The organism is Janthinobacterium sp. BCJ23 (assembly GCF_059617945.1).
The window spans coordinates 90,442-112,208 of the sequence record NZ_JCAQAW010000002.1 but is presented as its reverse complement, the minus strand read 5'-3'; the positions used below and the strand labels follow the sequence as shown (position 1 = coordinate 112,208).

At 66.4% G+C, this 21,767-nt stretch carries 16 protein-coding genes; 12 read left to right on the top strand and 4 right to left on the bottom strand.

Annotated features, from left to right (window positions below):
• Positions 1–40 precede the first annotated feature (40 nt).
• Complete coding sequence (locus AC54AG_RS06500; RefSeq protein WP_496629791.1) at positions 41–1,276, bottom strand: SDR family oxidoreductase; 1,236 nt, start codon at positions 1,274–1,276, stop codon at positions 41–43.
• Positions 1,276–2,592, bottom strand: coding sequence for a nucleotide sugar dehydrogenase (locus tag AC54AG_RS06495; RefSeq protein ID WP_496629789.1), 1,317 nt, complete (start codon positions 2,590–2,592; stop codon positions 1,276–1,278). Before AC54AG_RS06495 ends, AC54AG_RS06500 begins: the two co-directional genes overlap by 1 nt.
• A 241-nt stretch (positions 2,593–2,833) precedes the next feature.
• On the opposite strand from AC54AG_RS06495, the gene prsT reads away from it, so the two are divergent.
• From prsT to AC54AG_RS06480, 3 genes are read left to right on the top strand one after another with little or no spacing between them, the layout of a single operon-like run.
• Positions 2,834–5,617: an XrtA/PEP-CTERM system TPR-repeat protein PrsT gene (gene prsT / locus AC54AG_RS06490; RefSeq protein WP_496629788.1), complete on the top strand. Its 2,784-nt coding sequence runs from the start codon at positions 2,834–2,836 to the stop codon at positions 5,615–5,617.
• 3 nt (positions 5,618–5,620) lie between these two features.
• Positions 5,621–8,092 (top strand): hypothetical protein, encoded by a 2,472-nt coding sequence (locus AC54AG_RS06485; protein WP_496629787.1) that lies wholly within the window; start codon positions 5,621–5,623, stop codon positions 8,090–8,092.
• A complete protein-coding gene (locus AC54AG_RS06480) occupies positions 8,089–8,865 on the top strand; it encodes a S1 family peptidase (protein ID WP_070301748.1) in 777 nt (258 codons plus the stop codon). Before AC54AG_RS06485 ends, AC54AG_RS06480 begins: the two co-directional genes overlap by 4 nt.
• A gap of 4 nt (positions 8,866–8,869) precedes the next feature.
• On the opposite strand, the gene AC54AG_RS06475 is transcribed toward AC54AG_RS06480, so the two are convergent.
• Both AC54AG_RS06475 and AC54AG_RS06470 read right to left on the bottom strand, forming a co-directional pair.
• On the bottom strand, positions 8,870–9,616 hold the full coding sequence (locus AC54AG_RS06475; RefSeq protein ID WP_070301749.1) for an N-acyl amino acid synthase FeeM domain-containing protein: 747 nt from the start codon (positions 9,614–9,616) through the stop codon (positions 8,870–8,872).
• 200 nt (positions 9,617–9,816) lie between these two features.
• Positions 9,817–10,440, bottom strand: a complete 624-nt coding sequence (locus tag AC54AG_RS06470) for an XrtA/PEP-CTERM system exopolysaccharide export protein (protein WP_034748384.1) — start codon at positions 10,438–10,440, stop codon at positions 9,817–9,819.
• Between the two features lie 254 nt (positions 10,441–10,694).
• Between AC54AG_RS06470 and AC54AG_RS06465 the strand changes: the two genes are divergently transcribed.
• From AC54AG_RS06465 to AC54AG_RS06425, 9 genes are read left to right on the top strand one after another with little or no spacing between them, the layout of a single operon-like run.
• Positions 10,695–12,224 carry an XrtA system polysaccharide chain length determinant gene (locus AC54AG_RS06465; RefSeq protein WP_034748388.1) on the top strand — a complete coding sequence of 510 codons (1,530 nt, stop codon included), beginning with the start codon at positions 10,695–10,697 and terminating at the stop codon, positions 12,222–12,224.
• 16 nt (positions 12,225–12,240) lie between these two features.
• Positions 12,241–13,074, top strand: coding sequence for an XrtA-associated tyrosine autokinase (locus AC54AG_RS06460; protein WP_319991712.1), 834 nt, complete (start codon positions 12,241–12,243; stop codon positions 13,072–13,074).
• A complete protein-coding gene (locus AC54AG_RS06455; RefSeq protein WP_496629786.1) occupies positions 13,058–14,587 on the top strand; it encodes a TIGR03016 family PEP-CTERM system-associated outer membrane protein in 1,530 nt (509 codons plus the stop codon). The genes AC54AG_RS06460 and AC54AG_RS06455 overlap by 17 nt, the downstream gene beginning before the upstream one ends.
• Positions 14,588–14,596: 9 nt before the next feature.
• Positions 14,597–15,757, top strand: coding sequence for a non-hydrolyzing UDP-N-acetylglucosamine 2-epimerase (wecB, locus tag AC54AG_RS06450; protein ID WP_496629784.1), 1,161 nt, complete (start codon positions 14,597–14,599; stop codon positions 15,755–15,757).
• The gene (locus AC54AG_RS06445) at positions 15,754–16,605 is read left to right on the top strand and encodes an XrtA system polysaccharide deacetylase (RefSeq protein ID WP_496629783.1); all 852 of its coding nucleotides are present in this window, start codon (positions 15,754–15,756) and stop codon (positions 16,603–16,605) included. Before wecB ends, AC54AG_RS06445 begins: the two co-directional genes overlap by 4 nt.
• Entirely contained in the window at positions 16,605–17,687 is a 1,083-nt protein-coding gene (locus AC54AG_RS06440) for a FemAB family XrtA/PEP-CTERM system-associated protein (protein WP_496630380.1), read from the top strand. The genes AC54AG_RS06445 and AC54AG_RS06440 overlap by 1 nt, the downstream gene beginning before the upstream one ends.
• Before the next feature lie 13 nt (positions 17,688–17,700).
• Positions 17,701–18,993: a TIGR03087 family PEP-CTERM/XrtA system glycosyltransferase gene (locus tag AC54AG_RS06435; protein WP_496629782.1), complete on the top strand. Its 1,293-nt coding sequence runs from the start codon at positions 17,701–17,703 to the stop codon at positions 18,991–18,993.
• Positions 18,990–20,570 (top strand): exosortase A, encoded by a 1,581-nt coding sequence (gene xrtA / locus AC54AG_RS06430; RefSeq protein WP_496629781.1) that lies wholly within the window; start codon positions 18,990–18,992, stop codon positions 20,568–20,570. The genes AC54AG_RS06435 and xrtA overlap by 4 nt, the downstream gene beginning before the upstream one ends.
• On the top strand, positions 20,560–21,762 hold the full coding sequence (locus AC54AG_RS06425; RefSeq protein ID WP_034748408.1) for a TIGR03088 family PEP-CTERM/XrtA system glycosyltransferase: 1,203 nt from the start codon (positions 20,560–20,562) through the stop codon (positions 21,760–21,762). The genes xrtA and AC54AG_RS06425 overlap by 11 nt, the downstream gene beginning before the upstream one ends.
• Positions 21,763–21,767 lie beyond the last annotated feature (5 nt).

The following is a 21,767-nucleotide window of genomic DNA, read 5'->3' as shown; positions in this document are numbered from 1 at the left end:
ACCTGGCCAGCATATGCCTCGCGCGTGGCAAGCTTGCCATTCAAGCCCGTTCAGCCTGCTCCACATACCAGGCGATGGTCTGCCGCAAGCCTTGCGCCAGGTTGTGCGTGGGGACATAGCCGAGCAGGCGGCCCGCCTTGGCAATGTCCGCCTGCGAATGGCGCACGTCGCCGGCGCGAAATTCGCCAAAGTGCGGCGCCAGCGGCACGTGCTGCGGGCGGGCGGCAAGCAGCATCTGCTGCATGGCGGCGTGCAGCTGCGTCAGGCTGGTGCGGGCGTTGACGGCCACGTTGTAGACCTGGTTGACGGCTGCCGGGTCGGTGCCGGTGGCGGCCAGGATATTGGCTTGCACGGCATTGTGCACGAAGCAGAAGTCGCGGCTGGTGGCGCCGTCGCCATGGATGTGCACGGCCTGGTTATCCAGCATGGCGGCGATCCAGCGGGGAATGACGGCCGCATAAGCGCCCAGCGGATCCTGGCGCGGACCGAAGACATTGAAATAGCGCAGCCCTACCGTCTGCATGGCGTAGCAGCGCGCGTACACTTGCGCATACAACTCGTTGACATATTTGCTCAAGGCATACGGCGACAGGGGCGCGCCGATGTGCTGTTCCACTTTCGGCAGGGCTGGATGGTCGCCATACGTGGCGCTCGAGGCCGCATATACGAAGCGCCGCACGCCCGCGTCGCGGGCCGCAGCCAGCATGTTCAGGAAGCCGCTGACATTGACGGCGTGGCACAGCAGCGGGTCTTCCAGCGAACGCGAGACGGAACCGAGCGCCGCCTGGTGCAGCACAAAATCGACGGCGGCGACGGGGCCGCCCGCACCGGCACGGCCGCGCTCGGCCAAGCTGCCGCTGCTGACGCCGCCGCCAGCGGTCGTATCTGTACCTGCGTCTGCCTCACCATCACCACTGCAGGTGGCCTGCACCGGTGCAGGCGCGCCGCACGCGCGCGCGCATGCCTGCGGGTCGCGGATATCGCCTTCGATGAAGGTGAAGCGCTGCCACGCCTGCTCGCCCACGCTGGCGCGCACCTGTTCCAGATTGTGGCGGTGTCCCGTCATGAAGTTGTCGAGGCCGCGCACTTCCTGTCCCAGCTTCAGCAGGGTTTCCAGCAGGTGCGAACCGATGAAGCCGGCCACGCCCGTCACCAGCCAGCGCCGAGGTTCCTTGGCCAGCTGTGCGCAGGCTTGCGCATAGGAGCCGGCAGCCGGATCGCCAGCGGTGACGTTTCGCGCCGCGTTAGCGGCCCGATCAAAGGTATCGGCCGCCATCACAGCCGCCACACGTGCAAGCCGCCGTCTTCCAGCGGCCTGGGGTCGAAATGCGATTTGATATCGATGAAACAGCCGTTTTCCAGCACCTTGGCCTGGAAGTCGGCCAGCGGACGGGCCAGCAAGGCTTGGTGCGAGACGGCGCTGATGATGGCCTCGGCCTGCGGCAGCTGTTCCCAGCTTTCCAGCAATAAACCGTATTCTTCCAGCGCTTCGCGGCCATCGGCGACGGGGTCGTGCACGTGCACCTGCACGCCGTACGATTGCAGTTCGTGGATCATGTCGACCACTTTCGAGTTGCGCAGGTCCGGGCAATTTTCCTTGAAGGTCAGGCCCAGCACGTTCACGTGCGAGCCTTTCAATTTGAAGCCGGCACGCACCATTTCCTTGATGGTTTTTTCCGCCACGAACTTGGCCATGCCGTCGTTGATGCGGCGCCCGGCCAGGATCACGTGCGGGTGGTAGCCCAGCATTTCCGCCTTGTGCGTCAAATAGTATGGGTCGACGCCGATGCAGTGGCCGCCCACCAGGCCGGGCCGGAACGGCAGGAAATTCCATTTCGTGCCCGCCGCCTGCAGCACTTCCAGGGTGTCGATGCCGATGCGGTCGAAGATGATGGCCAGTTCGTTCATCAGCGCGATGTTCAGGTCGCGCTGCGTGTTTTCGATCACCTTGGCCGCCTCGGCCACCTTGATGCTCGACGCCCGGTGCACGCCCGCCTCGACTACGCCTTCATACAGGGCGGCCACCTGGTCCAGGGTGGCGTCGTCGTCGCCCGAGACCACCTTGCGGATGCTGTGCAGGGTGTGGTCCTTGTCGCCGGGGTTGATGCGTTCGGGCGAAAAACCCACATGAAAGTCTTCCTTCCAGCGCAGGCCCGAATGCTGCTCGAGGATGGGGATGCAGATTTCCTCGGTCGCGCCCGGGTACACGGTGGACTCGTAGATGACGATGGCGCCGCGCCGCATGTGCCGTCCGACGGCCGCGCTGGCGCCGGCCAGGGCCGAGAAATCGGGATTGTGCGCGCTGTCGACGGGCGTGGGCACGGCCACGACGATGAAATCGGCCAGTTCCAGCTCGGCCGGATCGCAGCCGACGCTCAGCCATTGCGCCGCGCGCAGCTGTTCCGTGCTCACTTCACCGGTCGGATCGACATGGCTGCGGTAGCTTTCCACCTTGCGTGCCGACAAGTCAAAGCCGATCGTGCGCTGGCGCATGCCAAACGCCACGGCCAGCTGCAAGCCCACATAGCCGAGCCCCACCACGGCCACCACGCCGCCCTTGCCAATCACCTTGCTATTCGCGTTGCTATCCATATGCATGTGCTCCGAATGGTTGCGGCACGAGCATCGCCGTCCGGGAAATTCTACGGTTGCCAATCGGGCCATTCTTGAGCGGGAACAAGAAACACGGGCCGGCGGCCAGCATGCACGCGGACAATCAGCAGCTTGTTGAGCGCAATCAAGGAGTCCGGCGGCCATCTTTTTAAGCTAGGCCATGCCCATCGCCCATCGCGAATCGGCTTATCGTCCACGCACGCCGCTACCGGAGACTTCCATGGCCCGTTCCCTGCCCCGCCCTTTCCCTGGCCTGCCGGCCGCCGCACTGTGCTGTACCCTGCTGCTGCCCCTGCTGACGGCTTGCCACGGCACGCAGAGCAGCGAAAGCCTGCTGGCCGATGCGCAGCAGTACCGGCAGAAAGGCGAAGCGCGGGCCGCCATCATCCAGTTGAAGAACCTGCTGCAAAAGGAGCCGGACAACGCGGCTGCCCGCTTGCTGCTGGGCAGCATCTATATCGACACGGGCGAAGCGCTGTCTGCCGAAAAGGAATTGCGCAAGGCAAAGTCGCTGGGCCTCGCATCGCAGCAAGTGATGCCCCTGCTGGGCAAGGCCTGGCTGATGCTGGGCCAGTTCGACAAGGTACTGGCCGAGATTGCCGACGATGCGGCGCAGCCCGCCAGCGTGCTGGCCCTGCGCGGCGATGCCTTGCTGGCCCTGGGCCGCCAGGACGAGGCGCACGCCCTGTACTCGCGCCTGCTCGAAGCCCATCCCGACCAGGTCGAGGCCTTGCTGGGCCTGGCGCGCCTGTCGGCGCTCGACCACCAGGTGCCGGCGGCCGAGCTGCTGCTGGCGCAAGCCTTGAAAAGCGCGCCCGCCAACCTCGACGCCTTGCGCCTGCAGGGCGACCTGCTGCGCCTGCAAGGCAAGAACGGCCCGGCGCGGCTCGCCTACATGCAGATACTCAAGATAAAACCGGACAATACCCAGGCGCACATCGACCTGGCCAATCTCGATATCGTGGAAAACCGCTACACGGAAGCGTCGGCCCAGCTGGCCACGGCACGCAAGACGGCGCCCAACAGCCTGGGCCTGCTGCAAGCCCAGGCGCTGCTCGATTTTCGCCAGGGCAAGAACAAGGCGGCCTTGCAAGCCTTGCAGCTGGTGCTCAAGGCGGCGCCCGACCACATGCCGTCCATCCTGCTGGCCGGCGCCGTGCAGCTGGCGCTCGGCTCGCCGCCGCAGGCGGAAAACTATCTGCGGCGCTTCCTGGCTGTGTATCCCAGGCATTTGTATGCCGTCAAGATGATGGCGTCGATCGAATTGATGCGTGGCAAGACCGACGCCGCCATCGATTTGCTGCAACCGATGCTGGCCGCCTTCCCGGAAGACGTGGAATTGCTGTCGCTGGCTGGCGAAGCCCACTTGCGCGCGCGCCAGTACGACAAGGCAACCGCGTATTTCGAACAGGCGAGTACTTTGGCGCCGGACACGGCCAGGCTGCATGCGGCCCTGGGCATCAGCCGCCTGGGCATGGGCGAAAACAGCCGCGCCATCAATGAACTGGAACGCGCCAGCATGCTCGACAAGAGCACGCCGCAAGCGGGCACCATGCTGGTGATGACCTTGCTGCGCAACAAGCAGAACGACAAGGCCCTGGCCAGCGTCAAGATGATGGAAGAGCAGCAGAAAGGCACGAATCCCTTGCTGCTGAACCTGAAAGGCGGCGTCTACCTGGCCCTGCGCGATTTACCGGCCGCGCGCGCCAGTTTCGAGCAAGCGCTGAGCATGGACCCGGTCTACCTGCCCGCCTTGAACAACCTGGCGCAGATCGACCTGGCCGAGAAAAAGCCGGAGCAGGCAAAACAGCGTTTCGAAAAGGCGCTGACGAAGGCGCCGAAAAATGCCGACCTGTGCGCGGCGCTGGCCAAGCTGGCCGCGTCGCAGGGCAAGACGGAAGAGGCGCGGCGCTGGCTCGAGCGGGGCCACCGCGACAATCCCGATGCCGTCGCGCCAGCCCTGCTGCTGAGTAACTTCTACCTGAAGACGGGCGCGCCCGACAAGGCGCTGGAACTGGCGCGCACCTTGCAAACGGGCCATCCGGGCGACGCCGATGCGCTGGCCCTGCGCGCCCAGGTGGAATACAGCGCCGGCCTGGCGCCGGCAGCGCTCGACAGCTACAACAAGCTGGCCAGCATACAGACCACGTCCGCACCCTTGCAGATGCGCATCGCCAGCCTGCACCTGGCCTTGGGCGACCACCAGAATGCGCTGCAAGCCGTCAAGCGGGCGCAAGTGCTTGACCCGGCCCTGCTCGAAGCGCGCGTCGTCGAAGTGGCCTTGCTGCTGACCCTGAGCCGCCAGCGCGAGGCGCTGGCCGTGGCGCGGCAGGTGCAGGAACAGCAGCCGAAGCTGGCGGCCGGCTACAAGCTCGAGGGCGACGTGCTGATGGAGCAAAAGCTGCCGCAGCAAGCCGTCAAGCTGTACCAGCACGCGTTCGGCATCAGCCCCATCGGCCCGTTGCAGGTGCAGCTGTACCGCGCCTTGCAGGCTTCCGGGCAAGAGCGCGAAGCCGATGCGCGCATGGCCACCTGGCTGAAGGAGCATCCGGAAGACTTGCCGACGCGCACCTACCTGGCGGGCACCCGGCTGGCGGCCAAGCAATACCGCGCCGCCATCGAGCACTTCCAGTATGTCGTCGCCAAGGACACGGATAACGTGGTGGCGCTGAACGACCTGGCGTGGGCGTATCAGCAGGAAAAAGATCCGCGCGCGCAGGCCACGGCCGAGCAGGCGCTCAAGCTGTCGCCCGGCAATCCCGCCGTGCTCGACACCCTGGGCTGGATCGTGCTGCAGCAAGGCGACGTCAAGCGCGCCACAGCCCTGCTGCGCAAGGCGGCGGAACTGGCGCCGAAGTCGCCCGAAGTGCAGTACCACCTGGGCGCTGCCCTGGCGAAATCGGGCGACAAGGGCGGCGCGCGCAAGCAGCTGGAACAACTGCTTGCCGCCAACAAGGACTTTCCACAGCGGGCCGAGGCGCAGGCCTTGCTGACCCAGCTGTAAGCCATGGCTGTGCACGCTGCCATGCCTGGCCTGGCAGCGCGGCCGCTGGCCCTGCTGGCGGGCGCGGCCTGCATGCTGGCCTTGCGCCACTATCCGCTGGGGCACGGCTGGCCCGGCCTGCTGTTTGCCGCCCTGCTGCCTGCGTATTTCCTGCTGCTGTGCTGGCGTCCCGCCTGCTGGCTGTTCTGCGTGCCCGCCCTCCTGCCCGTGCTGGACCTGGCGCCGTGGACGGGCTGGTTCTTCCTCGAAGAAATCGACGTGCTGCTGTTGCTGACCGTGGCCTGCGGCTATTGGCGCCTGGGCGGACCGGCCCACCCGGCAGCGGCGCGGCTTTCTCCGGCCGCCCGCGCCTGTTTGCTGCTGTGCAGCCTGGCCTGGCTGGCGGCGCTGCTGCGCGGCGTCCTGCCGCTGGCGCCGCTCGACCTGAATGCCTGGGATAATTACCTGAGCCCCTACAACAGTTTGCGGCTGGGCAAGGCCTGGGCCTGGAGCATGCTGCTGTTGCCGCTGCTGCTGCGCGATGCGTCCGCGTCCGCCTTGCGCCGCTATGCGCTGCCGGGCATGCTGGCCGGGCTGGCCATGGTGACGCTGTTCGCGCTATGGGAACGGACCGTGTTTCCCGGCCTGTCGAACCTGTCCAGCGACTACCGCATCACGGCACCGTTTTCCGCCATGCACACGGGTGGCGCCGCGCTGGACGGCTACCTGGCCCTGAGCCTGCCGTTTGCCGCGCTGTGGCTGGCGCGCGCCAGCAGCCGCTGGCAGGCGGCGCTGGCCATGCTGCTGCTGGCCCTGGCCCTGCACGCGGCGTTCACGACCTTTTCACGGGGCTTGTACGCGGCACTGGCCGCAGCCATGCTGCTGGGATTCTGGCAAACCCTGCGGACGGCGCCCGGCGCGGCGCGGCGCGTGCCTTCCCAGTCGCCCAGGCGCGGAGTGTTGCTGAGACTGCTGCTGGCCGGCCTGGGCACCGTCCTGCTCGTGTACATGTTCAGCCTGGCCGGCTACCGGGGCTTGCTGGCCGCCGTCGTCCTGCTCGCGGCCAGCTTCGTGCTGGCCGCGCGGCCCTTGCCGTGGAGCCTGGCGCCTGCCAGCGTGCTGTGCGCGCTGTGCCTGCAAGGCTTGCTGGCCGCCTGGTGGCCGGAACCGTCCGGCCAGCAAACGGCCGGCTGGCTGAAAGGCCCGTATTTCCTGTTCCTGCTGGCCGCCGTGCTGCTGGTGGGCACGCTGTGGCCCGGTAGCGCCGGCGGCAAGGCTGGCAAAGGGCTGGACAGGCTGGGGCTGGCGATGATGGCGTGGACCATGCTGGCATGCAATCTCGCCTGGATAGGCTGGCACTGGGCGGGACCGCCGGCCCTGCTGCCGGCCAGCCTGGTCGTGCTGCTGGCCATGCTGATGCTGTGCAATGGACGCCTGCGCCCGCCGCTGTGGCGGCTGGACCGCGCCAGCCTCAGCATCGCGGGCGCGGCCGGCATCCTGCTGCTGCTGGCGATACCCGTGTCGGCCAGCTATTACGCCACCGAACGTTTCGCCACCACGGCCTTCGACATGCAAGGCCGCTTGCGCCATTGGCGGCAGGCGCTGGCCATGCAGCCGTCCGACTGGGGCGACCGCCTGTTCGGCATGGGTAGCGGCAGCTTTCCCGCCACGTATTACTGGCACAATCCCCAGCGCGAGGTGCCGGCCAGCATCGCGTATGCGGAAGACAGGGAAAACCGGTATGTGCGCCTGGCCAGTCCCGGCTACAGCGCCGGCTATGGCGAATTGCTGCGGCTGCTGCAGCGGCTGCCCGTGCAGCCCGCCACGCGCTACACTTTGGCGCTCGACGTGCGGCGCACGGGACCCATGCCCGTGCTGCTGGTGCGCCTGTGCCAGCGGCAATTGCTGTACGCACAGGGCTGCGTGAACGTTCCGCTGCGCCTGCGCCCGCCGCCGCCTGGCAACCCGCCGGAGGGATGGCAGCACTATGAAGTGCCGTTCGACAGCGCCTGGCTGGGCGCGGGCGCCTGGCTGCTGCGTCCGCCCGTGCAGCTGGAACTGGCGGCCAGCGGCACGGCCACCTCGTCCGTGCTCGAAGTCGACAATCTGAGCTTGCGCGCACCGGGCGGCGAAGAACTGATCGCCAACGGGAGCTTTACGCAAGCCAATAATTACTGGTTTTTCAGCAGCGACCACCACCACTTGCCGTGGCATATCAAGAGCATGGCACTGCATTTGCTGATAGAAACGGGCTGGTGCGGCGCCCTGTCCACGCTGGCCCTGCTGGTTCTGGCCGGCCGGCGCCTGCTGCGCCAGGCCGCGCGCGGCGATGCAGGCGCGCTGGCGTGCGCCGCCGCCCTGCTGGGTTTTCTCGTCGTCGGCCTGTTCGACAGCCTGCTCGACGTGCCGCGCATCGCCCTGCTGTGCTACCTGATGCTGCTGTGCGCGCTGCTGCAGCCCGTGCCACCTCCTCAAGTTGAAAGTGCGCCGCCATGAAAGCCCTGCCGTTTACATGCTTGTCCGCCCTCCTGTTTTGCCTGGCCTTGGCCAGCGCGCCGTGCCGCGCCGATGCGCCGCTGGCGCAAACCATCGCGCGCATCAAACCATCGATCGTTGGCGTGGGCAACCTGCAAAAGACGCGCACGCCGCCGATGAACTTCATCGGCACGGGTTTCGTGACGGGTGACGGCCTGAGCGTGCTCACTTGCGCCCATGTGATCCAGAAACTGCTCGACGCCAATCCGAACGAGGTCATCGGCATACTCACAGGCCAGGGCGACGTAACGCAATTTCGCCCCGCCAAGGTCCAGGCGCTGGACACGGAACACGACCTGGCCTTGCTGCGCCTGGTGGGCGCGCCCCTGCCCGCCCTGGCGCTGGGCGACGCGGCCACGGTGCGCGAAGGCCAGGCCATGGCCTTTACGGGATTTCCATTAGGCACCTTGCTCGGGCTGCGCCACGTGACGCACCGCGCCACCGTGTCATCGCTGACACCGGTGGTCATGCCCAGCGAAAACGCGCAGCGCCTCGACGTCCGGCGCCTGGCGCAGCTGCAAAAGGCGCCGTACACCGTGTTCCAGCTAGACGCGACGGCGTATCCGGGCAGCAGCGGCAGCCCCTTGTTCGATCCCGAGACCGGTCTCGTCTACGGCATCGTCAACATGGTGTACGTCAAGGGCCTCAAAGAGGCAGCCATCAGCGCGCCCAGCGGCATCACGTACGCGATTCCAAGCAGCCACATGCAGGCGATCTTGCTGAAGAATAAATGAATCGTCAGTTGCGCCCCTGCCTCAACCGGTCAGTAATACCGGGCTCATCCCATGTCGGAAAAAAAAAGGGGTAAAACGACCGTTCACCCCCATGCTGTTCCATCAGGCCACCGAATTTACGGATCTGGGCCCCCATGTAATCGAGGTCCAGCCGTAGCAGCACGGCCGGCGCCCCCACGCGCGTGCACTCGCGCTCGCCGCCGAAGTCCTGGAAACCCAGCATGCGCTTGTAAAACACCACATGGCGCGGGTTGACTTCGATCACGTAATCCGTAAAGCCGTGAATATTGTGAGCATAGATATAAGAAATATGAATCAGCGCCGCAAACACGCGCTTGCTCACGCCCTTGTCGATGGCCAGGCGCGACGGTTCGCACAGGCGCCGGCCTTGCTCGCGCAGGACGTCGAGCTTGTCGCGGAAGTTTTCATCGGCGGGCAAGCCCGTCTCGTCGTTATCGAGGCACAAGGTCATGGTGCCGACGGTGGTGCCGGCCGTTTCCGCAAACAGCGTGATTTTATTCAGCGCATGCGCCGTGCAAGGATCGACGGCATAGCCGCGCCAGCCGTACATCTTGCGGATCAGCAAACTGGCCGCTTCGCGCCGGCCACGCGAATTGGCCATGCGGATATGAAAACGCTGCAGGTCGAGCTCATGCTCCATGGCCGGGTCGATCTGCCCCTCGCCCACCACCAGATCACTGAAGTTGCCTGGCGTGTCGAAGGAAATTATGGGTTCATCTTCAAAGCTCATCTTGTCCTCACGTTCATCGGCAGCCGTCGAGACGGACTGAAGCCAATGCCTTGTGACAAGAGAAAAACTGGAGAAGTTCCCAGCAATAGCTAAAAAAACAGAAGAAATTTGCCTTGGGATAGCAAAATAACACGATGAAATTTGTCTATAAGTACAAAATGGCAAATATAATTGCTGTTTTGATATTGACGAGCCTGCTGTTAAAAAAAGCTTTCCGGTATCAATAACACGTCGCCCGGCCGCATCATGACGTTGGCGGAAATATCGCCTTCCTTCAGCAAATCGTCGAGCCGCACCCGCAGCTGCTGCTGGTTGCCTTCGCGTACCCGGATGATGCTGGCCTTGTTGCCGGCCGCGAAGTCGGTGATGCCGCCCACCGCGATGAGCACGTCCATCAGCGACATGCCCAGCCGGTACGGCAGCGCCTGCGGCTTGGCCGCCTCGCCGATGACGCGGATCTGCTCGCCATATGGTCCCGAGAAGTTCGTGACGATGACCGTCACCACGGGCTGCTGGATGAACTTGCTCAAGGCTTGCTCGATATCGCGTGCCAGCTGGGTCGATGTCTTGCCGCTGGCGGGCAAATCCTCGACCAGCGGCGTGGTGATCTTGCCGTCCGGCCGCACGGCCACCGTCAGCGACACTTCCGGATTGCGCCAGACGATGATGTTGACGGAGTCGCCCGGACCGATCAGGTAATCGTGCATGGGGGCGCTGTCGTCGGAAGGCGCCAGCGGATGGCGCGTGCGGCAGGCGCCCAGCAGGCTGGCGGCGCCCGCCAGGACCAGCGTGTTGCAGACAAATGCACGGCGAAATGGATTCATGCGGAGCCTCTTTGAGTCGATGCGCGTCCATGGCCGGCCCCGCAGAACCAGCCTGGGCCGCGAACTTCCTATGATTATTAAAACCCGGCAAGTGAACCTTGAGGCGTATCAAGAAGCAATCATCTTGGGAAATCTTGCTCCACAGCCGCCCTATACTTTGCTTACTCAACAAGCAAGTATTTCTTGCAAGACGCCGTCGTTGTCCGCGCCGCCAACCCATCTACCGGGCAGCACCGTTACCTGAAGGAAGCGACATGGAAGAATTGATACAGCAACTGCTTTCCGGCTTGAAAGGCATCTGGAAGTACCGCTGGCATGCGGTGCTGGTGGCGTGGCTGGTGGCCATCGGCGGCTTCATCAAGGTGATCACCCTGCCCGACGATTACCAGACGTCGGCGCGCGTGTTTGTCGATACGCAAACCATCCTCAAGCCGTTGATGGCCGGCATGACCAGCGTGCCGAACACGGAACAGCAGGTGGCCATCATGAGCCGCACGCTGCTCAGCCGCCCGAATGTGGAGCGCGTCATGCGCATGGTCGACCTCGACCTGGACTCGAAGACCGTGCGCGAGCACGAAGCCCAGCTGGACAACTTGATGAGCCGCATCAAGATCACTGGCACCAACGCGTATGACATCTACACCATCAGCTACAGCGGACGCGACCCCAAGCTCGTGCGCGACGTCGTGCAAAGCCTGCTGACCATCTTTGTCGAAGGCAGCTTCCAGGGAAAGAAAGGCGATTCGCAGAAGGCGGTGCAGTTCATCGACGAGCAGATCAAGAATTACGAGGACAAGCTGAGCGCGGCGGAAAACCTGGTGAAGGAATTCAAGATCCGCAACAACCTGCTGCTGCCGCGCCAGGGCATCGACTATGGCAGCCAGCTGCTGATGTCGTCCGATAGCCTGAACAATGCCAAACTGGAACTGGTCGAGGCAGAACAGGCACGCAAGGCCATCCAGAGCCAGATCGAGGGCGACGAGCCCGTGCTCGACCTGGAGCCCAGCGCGTCGGCCATCACGAATCCCGAGCTCGACGAGCGCATCGCCTCGATCAACAAGAACCTCGACAGCCTGCGCATGCAATTTACGGAACTGCATCCCGACATCATCGCCTCGAAGCGCCTGGTGGCCCAGCTGGAAGAACGCAAGATCGAGGAAAACAAGCTGAAAGCGGCGTCCGGCGACCCGGGAAAGAATTACAGCCCCATGCTGCAGCAGCTGAAGGTGGCGCTGACGGATGCGGACGCCAAGGTGGCCGCCATCCGCGCCCGCGTGCAGGAATACAGCGCGCGCAACGAGCGCCTGCTGGCGCAAAGCAATGCCGTGCCCGAGGTGGAATCGCAGCTGGCGCAGCTCAACCGCGACTACATCATCAACAAGGAAAACTATGAAAAGCTGATCGGCCGGCGCGAAGCGGCCAAGCTGTCGGGCGAACTCAGTTCCACCACCGACATGATGGCCTTCAAGATCATCGACCCGCCCACGGTGCAATATGCGCCCGTCGGCCCGAACCGCCCGCTGCTGTTCAGCGCGGCGCTGGGCGCGGCCCTGGTGGCCGGCGTCGCCACGGCCTTGCTCATCAGCCAGGTGCGCCCCACCTTCCTCAGCCCCTCCGAACTGCGCGATGCCACAGGCTTGAACGTGCTGGGCACGGTATCGATGAACTGGACGCCGCTGCAGCAGGTACGCCGCCGCCGCGCCCGCTATGGCTTCGGCGCCTGCCTGGGCAGCCTGTTCGTCCTGTACGGCGGGGTCATGACGGCCGCGCTGCTGAAATTCTAGATCCAAGGGAGCGACGATGAGCAGCAAGGACAGCGGCAAGCACGAACCCACGATCCTCGGCGTGGCCGAGGCCAGCGTGCCTTATACGGTGAACGGTACGGATGGCGCGGACGCAAGCCGGTCGCCCCGTTACCGGCCCCTGAACCTGGCCCGGCTGGCCGAGCAAGGCATGCTCACGCACGATGGCGGGCGCAGCGCCGTGGCCGAGGATTTCCGCATCATCAAGCGCCCGCTGCTGCGCCAGGCGCGCGCCAGCGGCAGCGACGCCATCCGCCACGGCAACCTGATCGTCGTCACCAGCGCCATGCCGGGCGAAGGCAAGACCTACTGCGCCGTCAACCTGGCCATGAGCATCGCCATGGAACTCGATATCACGGTACTGCTGGTCGATGCCGACGTGGCGCGCCCGTCCGTGCTGAAAGTGCTGGGCCTGCCGCCGGAGCCGGGGTTGATGGACGTGCTGCTGGACCCGCAACTGGCCATGGCCGACGTGATCCTGAAAACCAACGTGGCCAATCTGAGCATCCTGCCCGCCGGGCGCAGCAACAAGCACGCGACGGAATTGCTGGCCAGCCGAGCCATGAGCCGCTTGCTGGCAGAAATCGCCAGCCGCTATGGCGACCGCATCGTCGTCTTCGATTCGCCGCCCCTGCTGATCACCAGCGAAGCGCACGCGCTGGTGGGTCAGATGGGGCAAGTGGTGATGGTGGTCGAGGCGGAAACGACGACCCAGCACGCCGTCAAGGAAGCGCTGCGCCAGATCGAGTCGTGCGAACACATTCATTTGATCTACAACAAGACCAAATCGTTCCCCGGCAACGACTACTACGGCTATGGCCATTACGACTAGCCGCCGGGGCTCGCTACCGCTGCTGCCCTTGCTGTCGCTGCTGCTGCCCGTGCCGGCCAGTGCCATCGACTGGCTGGCAAAACCGTCGCTGCGCCTGCGCGAAAGCTATACGGACAATGCCTTGCGCGCGCCGCCCGGCAAGGCGCAATCGGACTTCATCACGGAAATCGCGCCCGCCATCGCCCTCATCGGCACCGGCCCCCGCCTGCGCGTCCACCTCGATTACAGCTGGCACAAATACCTGTCCGGACAACGGGCCGATACCGACAACCACGAACTGCAGGCCTCGGCCGACGCCGAGCTGGTCAAGGACTGGTTCTTCATCGATGCCAACGCCAGCGTGAGCCGGCGCAACATCTCGCCGTTCGGCCCCCAATTGATCGACGACCTGCCCGACACGGACAATGCCAGCACCGTGCGCACCACGGGCATCAGCCCGTATCTGCGCCACCGTTTCCGCGGTCTGGCCACGGCCGAGCTGCGCTATACGCGCAACACGGTCGACAGCGGCGGCGACTTGCTGTCCGTACACAGCGATGAAATGGAATTGCTGCTCAGCGGCGAGCCGCGCGGCACCGGCTGGACGTGGAACGCCAGCCACGACGTGCGCCGCACGCAGGACAGCAAGCTGGCGCCCGTGCGCATGCAGCGCAGCAGCGTGGGTCTGCGCTATCCGTTCAGCAGCAAATGGTCGGCCACGGCCAGCGGCGGCATGGAAAAGGAAGGTTATATCTCGGCCAGCGGCAAGGCGCCCGAGGGCCGCTTCTGGTCGCTGGGCGGCGTGTGGACGCCATCGCCGCGCACCAGCGTGGCCTTCAGCACGGGCAAGCGCTTCTTTGGCACCACCTACAGCCTGGACGCCACGTTCCTGCAGCGCCATACCAACTGGCAACTGAACTACAGCGAAAACATCACCACCATGCCGACGCAGTTTTCGCGCCTGGGCAACCGCGACGCGGGCCAGTTGCTCGATCAATTGTGGCGCGGCATCTTTCCCAATGCGCGCGACCGGCGCCTGCGCATCGATGCCTTCCTGCGCTACGCCAACAGCCTGGGGCCGGAACGGGGCGCCATCAATTACTTCAGCCACCGCTATTTCCTGCAAAAGCAGCTGAAGCTGACGATGGCGCGCGCCACGGCGAAAAGCACGATGATCGCCGGCATCACGGCCGTCGACCGCACGGCGCAAACGGCCAGCGGCATCGACAGCGGCTTGCTGCCCGGCGTGGAATTCGGCAGCGAAGACCGCACGCGCCAGATCAGCGGCAATGTGGGCTGGAGCTGGCAAGCCAGTTCGCGCACCAGCGTGAATGTCAATGCCGGCTACGCCAGCGTGCGCTCGCTGAGCGTGCCCCGGCGCGACAACAACGTCACCATGACGGCCGGCTACACGCGCATCCTGCAGCAGAACATGACGGCCAGCATCGACGTGCGCCATACGCGGCACGCCAGCAACCGCGGTGGCGACTACCGCGAAAACGGCGTCAGCGCCACGCTCACCATGCAATTCTAAGGAGCCCGCATGTCCGACCCCTCTCTTGCGTCCGCCGTGCCGGCGCACCTGCTGTGCGTGGTGGCCGCGCGCCCCAACCTGATGAAGATGGCGCCCATCCTGGCCGCCCTGGCCCGCCAGGCGCCCGCCGTGCGCGTCACCTTGCTGCATACGGGCCAGCATTACGACACGGCCATGAATGGCCAGCTGTTTGCTGACCTGGATCTGCGCCCGCCCGATATCTGCCTCGACGTGGGTTCCGGCAACCACGCGCAGCAGACGGCCGAGATCATGCGCCGCTTCGACGCCGTGCTCGACGCGCATCCGCCGCTGGCGCCCGATGGCGTGCTGGTGGTGGGCGACGTCAATTCCACCTTGGCTTGCGCACTGGTGGCGGCCAAGCGCGGCATGCCCGTGATCCACGTCGAGGCGGGCTTGCGCAGCGGCGACCGGCGCATGCCCGAGGAAATCAACCGCGTGCTGACGGATCAGTTATCCAGCCTGCTGCTGACCAGCGAGGAAGGCGCGCGCGCCAACCTGCTGCGCGAAGGCATCGCCCCCGAACGCATTCACTTCACGGGCAACGTCATGATCGACAGCCTGCGGCGGCAACTGCCGCGCGCCGTACCGCCCGCCGCCACCCTGCGCGCCCACGGCCACGCCTGCCCACCCGCGTATGGTCTGTTGACCCTGCACCGGCCATCGAATGTGGATGCGCCGGCGCAACTGGAAGCGCTGCTGCGGGCGTTGGGGCAATTGTCGCAACAACTGCCACTACTGTTTCCCATCCATCCGCGCACCCTGGCCGGCTTGCGCCTGGCGGGCCTGGAGCCGCTGCCGGCGCGCCATGCCATCGTCTGCCTGCCGCCGCTGGGCTATTTGGAAATGCTGGGCCTGATGCAGGACGCGCGCCTGGTGCTGACGGATTCGGGCGGCGTGCAGGAAGAAAGCACGGCCCTGGGCGTGCCCTGCTTGACCCTGCGCGACAATACGGAGCGGCCCGTCACCGTGACCGAAGGCACGAACACGCTGGCAGGCACGGACCCGGCCAGCATTTTGGCGCTGGCGCGGGACATCCTGGAGACGGGCGGCAAGCATGGCCGCATTCCACCGCTGTGGGACGGCCACGCGGCCACGCGCATCGCCGCCGTCATCGCGCCCTGGCTGGCGGCGCGCCGGGGCACGCCGTGACGCCGCCGCTGATATTGCGCAACGCGCTTACCATCGACGTGGAAGATTACTTTCAGGTGTCCGCCTTCGCGCCGCACATCGCGCGCGCCGACTGGCCCCGCCTGGAATGCCGGGTCGAGGCGAATATCGAGCGCATCCTGCTGCTGCTCGACAGCCGGCGCATCCACGCCACCTTCTTTACCCTGGGCTGGATCGCCGAGCGCTATCCGGCCATGCTGCGCCGCGTGGCCGACGCCGGGCACGAAGTGGCCAGCCACGGCTATGCGCACCTGCGCGCCAGCGACCAATCAGCCGCGCAGTTCGCCGACGACGTGCGCCACAGCAAGACCATCCTCGAGCAATTGACGGGGCTGGCCGTGCGCGGCTACCGGGCGCCCAGTTTTTCCATCGGCGCGGCCAATCTGTGGGCTTTCGACGTGCTGCAGGAAGCGGGCTACCGCTACAGTTCCAGCATCTATCCGATCCGCCACGACCACTACGGCATGCCCGATGCTCCCCGCTTCGCCTGGCGCCCGCGCGGCCCGCACGGCGTGCTGGAACTGCCCGTCAGCACCGTGCGCCTGCGTGGGCGCAACCTGCCGGCCGGCGGCGGCGGCTACTTCAGGTTGATGCCGTATGCACTGTCGCGCTGGCTTTTGCGACGCATCAATTCGCGCGACGGGCAAGCTGGCATATTCTATTTTCATCCCTGGGAACTCGATCCCGGCCAGCCGCGTCCGCCGGGCCTCAGCGCCAGGACGCGTTTTCGCCACTACCTGAACCTGGGGCGCATGGAAGCACGGCTGGGGCGTTTGACGGGCGACTTCGCCTGGGACCGCATGGACCGTATTTTTCTGGAAAGTACATGATGCACGAGGCCAGCCTTGCTCCCGACCCGGCACCATCGAGCGCCGCCATCGCCGTGCGGTCCCTGCAGGGGCACGAGCATGCGCGCTGGGACGCCTTTGTCGACACGTGCCCGGAAGCGACCTTCTTTCACCGGGCCGGCTGGCAAACCATCATGGAGCAAGGTTTCAAACACGACAGCCATTTCCTGTACGCGGAACAGGATGGGCGCATCGCCGGCGTGCTGCCGCTGGCCCACCTGCGCAGCCGTTTGTTCGGCTCCGCCCTCGTGTCGCTGCCCTTTTGCGTGTATGGCGGCGTCGCCAGCGGCAGTTCTTCCGTGCGCCAGGCGCTCGACAGCGCCGCGCTGGCACTGGCCCGGCGCCTCGGCGTGGGGCATCTGGAATACCGCTGGCGCGAAGTGCCGGAGGAAACCTTGGACGCCTCCTGGCTGCAGAAACCCCTGTACGCGACCTTCCGCCGTCCCTTGCTTCCCGACGCGGAACAGAATCTGCTGGCGATTCCCCGCAAGCAGCGCGCCGTCGTGCGCAAGGCCATGGCGGCCGGCCTGCACAGCGCGATCGACTATGACATCAGCCGTTTCTACCCGATCTATGCGGCCAGCGTGCACCGGCTGGGCACGCCCGTCTTCGCGCGCCGCCATTTTGCCCTGCTGCGCACGGTGTTTGCTGACGCCTGCGACATCCTCACCGTCTACCACGGCCAGCAGGCGCAAGCGAGCGTGCTGCTGTTCTATTTCCGCGATGAAGTGCTGCCATATTACGGCGGCGGCAGCGTGCTGGCGCGCAGCACGGGCGCCAACGATTTCATGTACTGGGAAGCGATGCGCCGCGCCTGCGCGCGCGGCTACCGCCTGTTCGATTTCGGCCGCAGCAAGCTGGGAACCGGGGCATACGACTTCAAGAAGAACTGGGGCTTTGCGCCGCAGCCGCTGCCGTATGCCTACAAGCTCGTGCGCGGCAAGGCCTTGCCGGATGTCAATCCCCTGAATCCGAAATACGCGCTGTTCATCCGCGCCTGGCGCCGCCTGCCGCTGCCGCTGGCCAACCTGCTGGGGCCGCACATCGTGCGGCAACTGGGCTAAGCAAGGAACCTCCATGCGCGAACTGCTCTTCCTCGCCCACCGCCTGCCGTATCCGCCCAACAAGGGCGACAAGATACGCTCGTGGCACATGCTGCAATATCTGAGCCGGCATTTCCGCGTGCACCTGGGCTGCTTCATCGACGATGACGACGACTGGCAGCACGCGAAAACCGTGGCCGCCCTGTGCGCCAGCACGCGCTTCATCGACTTGCGGCGCGGACCGGCCCGCTGGCGCGCCATGCAGGCGCTGCTGTCGCGCCAGGCCATGAGCGTGCACTATTACCGCGATGCGCGCCTGCTGCAATGGGTCGACGGCTTGCTGTCCGGCGGCAAGGTGCGCCATGCGCTGGCGTTTTCCGGGCCCATGGCGCAATACATCGACGGCAGCGCGGGCCGCGCCCTGCACCGCGTGATCGATTTCGTCGACGTCGATTCCGACAAATGGCGCCAGTACGGCGACAGCAAGCCCTGGCCCATGTCGCAGCTGTACCGGCGCGAAGCGCAGCTGCTGCTGCAGTACGAGCGCCATATCGCCCAGCAGTTCACGGCCGCCAGCTTCGTCTCGCCGGCCGAAGCGGCCCTGTTCCGCCAGTGCGCCCCGATGGCGCGGCGCAAGACGGGCTACTTCAACAACGGCGTCGACACGGCGTATTTCACGCCCATGCCGCCGCAGCCTGGCGTGTATCCGGCGGGCGTGCAGGCGCTGGTGTTTACGGGCGCCATGGATTACTGGCCGAACGTCGACGCCGTGCAATGGTTCGTGCGCCACGTCTGGCCCGCCCTGCGGCGCCAGTTTCCCCAGCTGCAGTTCTATATCGTCGGCAGCGCACCCGTGCCCGCCGTCACGGCGCTGGCGCGGGTGGCCGGCGTGGTCGTGACGGGCAAGGTGCCCGATATCCGGCCCTACCTGGCCGGCGCGGCGCTGGCCGTGGCGCCCCTGCGCATTGCCCGCGGCGTGCAAAACAAGGTGCTCGAAGCGATGGCGATGGGCAAGATCGTGCTGGCCACGCCGCAGGCGCTCGAAGGCATCGCGGCCCAGCCGGGCCTGGAACTGCTGCTGGCGCGCGACGACGCCGAATTCATTCACCATGCGGCGCGCGTGCTGCGCAATGCGCAAAGTGGCGCGGCCGAGGGGAGCGGCGCGGCCATCGGCGCGGCGGCACGCCAGCTGGTGTTGCAGGATTACGACTGGGAGCGCAATCTGCGCGGCCTTGGCGCCATGCTGGGCCTGCCAGCCGAGGCCAATTCCGAGGCTGCCGCCAGCGCCGCCTCGCCTTTGCAGCCGGTGCGGGAGCCGTCCACATGAGCTTGCAGCTCGACCAGGTAGCCCGCTTGCCGGATGCGGCCGTCCTGCCGCACGGTCATCCGCGGCGCCAGGCCGCGCTGGCGGCGCTGCTGCTGTCCCTGGCCGCCGTCGTGCTGCTGTACCACGCCACTTTCTGGTCGATGGTGGAACTGTGGGCCCGCTCGCAAACCTTCGCGCACGGTTTCCTGATCGTGCCCATCAGTTGCTGGCTGGCCTGGCGCCAGCGCGCCCGCCTGGCCGCACTGGCGCCCCGGCCGTCGCGCCAGGGCTTGCTGCTGCTGGGCGTGCTGGGCCTGACATGGCTGCTGGCCGACGCCGCCAACGTGCCCGTGGTGGAACAATATGCGGCTACGGCCATGCTGCCCGCCTGCGTGCTGGCCATCCTCGGCTGGCCGGCCGTGCGCCTGCTGGCCTTTCCACTGGCCTACCTGTTCCTCGCCGTACCGTTTGGCGAAGTCTTCATCGAACCCCTGATCGACTTCACGGCCGCCTTCACGGTGACCGCGCTGCAATGGTCGGGGGTGCCCGTGTTTCGCGATGGCAGCAATTTTTCTCTGCCTACCGGCAACTGGTCGGTGGTGGAAGCGTGCAGCGGCTTGCGCTACCTGATCGCCGCGCTGGCCCTGGGCGCCCTGTTCGCCCATGTGAATTGCCACAGCACGCGGCGGCGCGTGGCCGTCATGGCCGCCGCCCTGCTCGTGCCCATCCTCGCCAACGGCGTGCGCGCCTACCTGATCGTGATGCTGGGCCACCTGAGCGACATGCGCCTGGCCGTCGGTGTCGACCACCTGATCTATGGCTGGCTGTTCTTCGGCCTGGTGGCGCTGCTGCTGTTCTGGCTGGCCGCGCGCTGGCGCGAATTGCCGCCGCCACGCGCCGTACCGTCAGCCCTGCCCGTGCGCCTGAGCGCCGGCGCGGCCAGCCCGCGCGCCGCCGTGCGCGCCGGCGTGGCCTGCCTGCTGCTGGCGGCCGTGTGGCCGGCACTGGCGCTGGCCAGCCAGCGCGATGATGGCGCCACGCTGCCTGCCATGGTGCTGGCCTTGCCCGATCCGCCCGCCTGGCGGCGCCTGCACGACGCGGTACCCGACTGGCAAGCGCCATATGCGGGCACGCCCGCGCGGTTTGCCGCCACCTATGCGCGCCAGGACGGCGACGGCGCGCCCGTGGGGCTGCAACTGCACTGGTATGCACGCCAGGCGCGCGACGCCGAGCTGCTGACGCACCAGGCCTTGCCGTACGGCGCCCGCTGGATGCCGCTGGCGCAGCGCGTGCGGCACGTCAACCTGGTCAACGGCAAGCTGGCCGTGCGCGAAAGCGTGCTGGCGTACGGCGGCGAACGCCTGCTCGTGTGGCGCGTCTATCGCCAGGGAGGCATCGTCACGGCCAGGCCCGTGCTGGTAAAACTGCTGCTGGCGCAAGCCAAGCTGCTGGGCAGGCGCCAGGATGGCGCCGACATCATCGTCTTTGCCGCCTACGACGAGCTGGCGCTGGCGCCGCGCGCGCGCCTGCAAGCGTTCCTGCAGGCGGCACTGCCCGTCATCGAACAACGCTTGCAGGAGCTGCCGCATGGCCCTTGACTTCGACACCGGCGGCACGGAAGCGGCCAGCGTCGCGCCCCTGATCGTGCACGTGATCCACCAGCTCGACGTGGGCGGGCTGGAAAACGGCCTCGTCAACCTGATCAACCATTTGCCGCCGGAACGCTACCGGCACGCCATCGTCTGCATGAAGAACGCCACCGCGTTTCGCCTGCGCCTGACCACGCCCGGTGTCGATGTGATCAGCCTGGACAAGCGCGAAGGCAAGGACTGGCGCCACTACCTGCACCTGTACCGCGTACTGAAACAGCTGCGGCCGGCAGTGGTGCACACGCGTAACCTGGGCTGTCTTGAGGCGCAGCTGCTGGCCTGCCTGGCCGGCGTGCGCCTGCGCGTGCATGGCGAACACGGGCGCGACATGAGCGACTTGCACGGCACCCGCCGCAAATACCGGTTGCTACGCAAATTGATGCTGCCGCTGGTGCAGCACTTCATTGCCGTCAGCGCCGACCTGGGCCACTGGCTGGTGGACGCCATCGGCGCGGCGCCCGCGCAGGTGTCGCACATCGGCAACGGCGTCGACAGCGTGCAATTCCACCCACGCCTGGGGCCGCCGGCTGCCGTGGGCCCGCCCGGCTTCCTGTGCAACGGCGCCTTCGTCATCGGCAGCGTGGGCCGCATGGCGGCCGTCAAGGACCATGCCTCGCTGGTGCGCGCGTTCTTGCTGTTGCTGGCGCAGCCGGGCGCCCGCGCGCGCCTGCGCCTGATCATCGTCGGCGACGGTCCGTGCCGCCAGGCCTGCCTGGAACTGCTGCAGCAGGCCGGCGTGGCGCACCTGGCCTGGCTGCCCGGCGCACGCGACGACGTGGCGCAACTGCTGCGCACGATGGACCTGTTCGTGCTGCCCTCGCTGGCCGAAGGCAGCTCGAACACCATCCTCGAAGCGATGGCGACGGGGCTGCCCATCGTCGCCACGCAGGTGGGCGGCAACGCGGAACTGGTGCAGTCGGGCTGGAGCGGCACCCTGGTGCCACCCGGTTCGCCCGAGATGCTGGCCGACGCCATGCTCGACTACTACAGCATGCCCGAACTGGGTCCGCGCCACGGCGCGCGCGGCCGGCGCCAGGTGCTGGCCGAGCACAGCCTGCCCGCCATGGCCGGCGCCTACCTTGCCGTGTACGACCGCCTGACGGGCGCGCGCCAGCCATCTCCCCTGTCCACCATTCCCTGAAAGGC

Bases quoted from the DNA above. Each gene is read 5' to 3' on its own strand.
- AC54AG_RS06500 (WP_496629791.1), bottom strand. From the start codon at position 1,276: ATGGCGGCCGATACCTTTGATCGGGCCGCTAACGCGGCGCGAAACGTC.
- AC54AG_RS06495 (WP_496629789.1), bottom strand. From the start codon at position 2,592: ATGGATAGCAACGCGAATAGCAAGGTGATTGGCAAGGGCGGCGTGGTG.
- prsT (WP_496629788.1), top strand. From the start codon at position 2,834: ATGGCCCGTTCCCTGCCCCGCCCTTTCCCTGGCCTGCCGGCCGCCGCA.
- AC54AG_RS06485 (WP_496629787.1), top strand. From the start codon at position 5,621: ATGGCTGTGCACGCTGCCATGCCTGGCCTGGCAGCGCGGCCGCTGGCC.
- AC54AG_RS06480 (WP_070301748.1), top strand. From the start codon at position 8,089: ATGAAAGCCCTGCCGTTTACATGCTTGTCCGCCCTCCTGTTTTGCCTG.
- AC54AG_RS06475 (WP_070301749.1), bottom strand. From the start codon at position 9,616: ATGAGCTTTGAAGATGAACCCATAATTTCCTTCGACACGCCAGGCAAC.
- AC54AG_RS06470 (WP_034748384.1), bottom strand. From the start codon at position 10,440: ATGAATCCATTTCGCCGTGCATTTGTCTGCAACACGCTGGTCCTGGCG.
- AC54AG_RS06465 (WP_034748388.1), top strand. From the start codon at position 10,695: ATGGAAGAATTGATACAGCAACTGCTTTCCGGCTTGAAAGGCATCTGG.
- AC54AG_RS06460 (WP_319991712.1), top strand. From the start codon at position 12,241: ATGAGCAGCAAGGACAGCGGCAAGCACGAACCCACGATCCTCGGCGTG.
- AC54AG_RS06455 (WP_496629786.1), top strand. From the start codon at position 13,058: ATGGCCATTACGACTAGCCGCCGGGGCTCGCTACCGCTGCTGCCCTTG.
- wecB (WP_496629784.1), top strand. From the start codon at position 14,597: ATGTCCGACCCCTCTCTTGCGTCCGCCGTGCCGGCGCACCTGCTGTGC.
- AC54AG_RS06440 (WP_496630380.1), top strand. From the start codon at position 16,605: ATGCACGAGGCCAGCCTTGCTCCCGACCCGGCACCATCGAGCGCCGCC.
- AC54AG_RS06435 (WP_496629782.1), top strand. From the start codon at position 17,701: ATGCGCGAACTGCTCTTCCTCGCCCACCGCCTGCCGTATCCGCCCAAC.
- xrtA (WP_496629781.1), top strand. From the start codon at position 18,990: ATGAGCTTGCAGCTCGACCAGGTAGCCCGCTTGCCGGATGCGGCCGTC.
- AC54AG_RS06425 (WP_034748408.1), top strand. From the start codon at position 20,560: ATGGCCCTTGACTTCGACACCGGCGGCACGGAAGCGGCCAGCGTCGCG.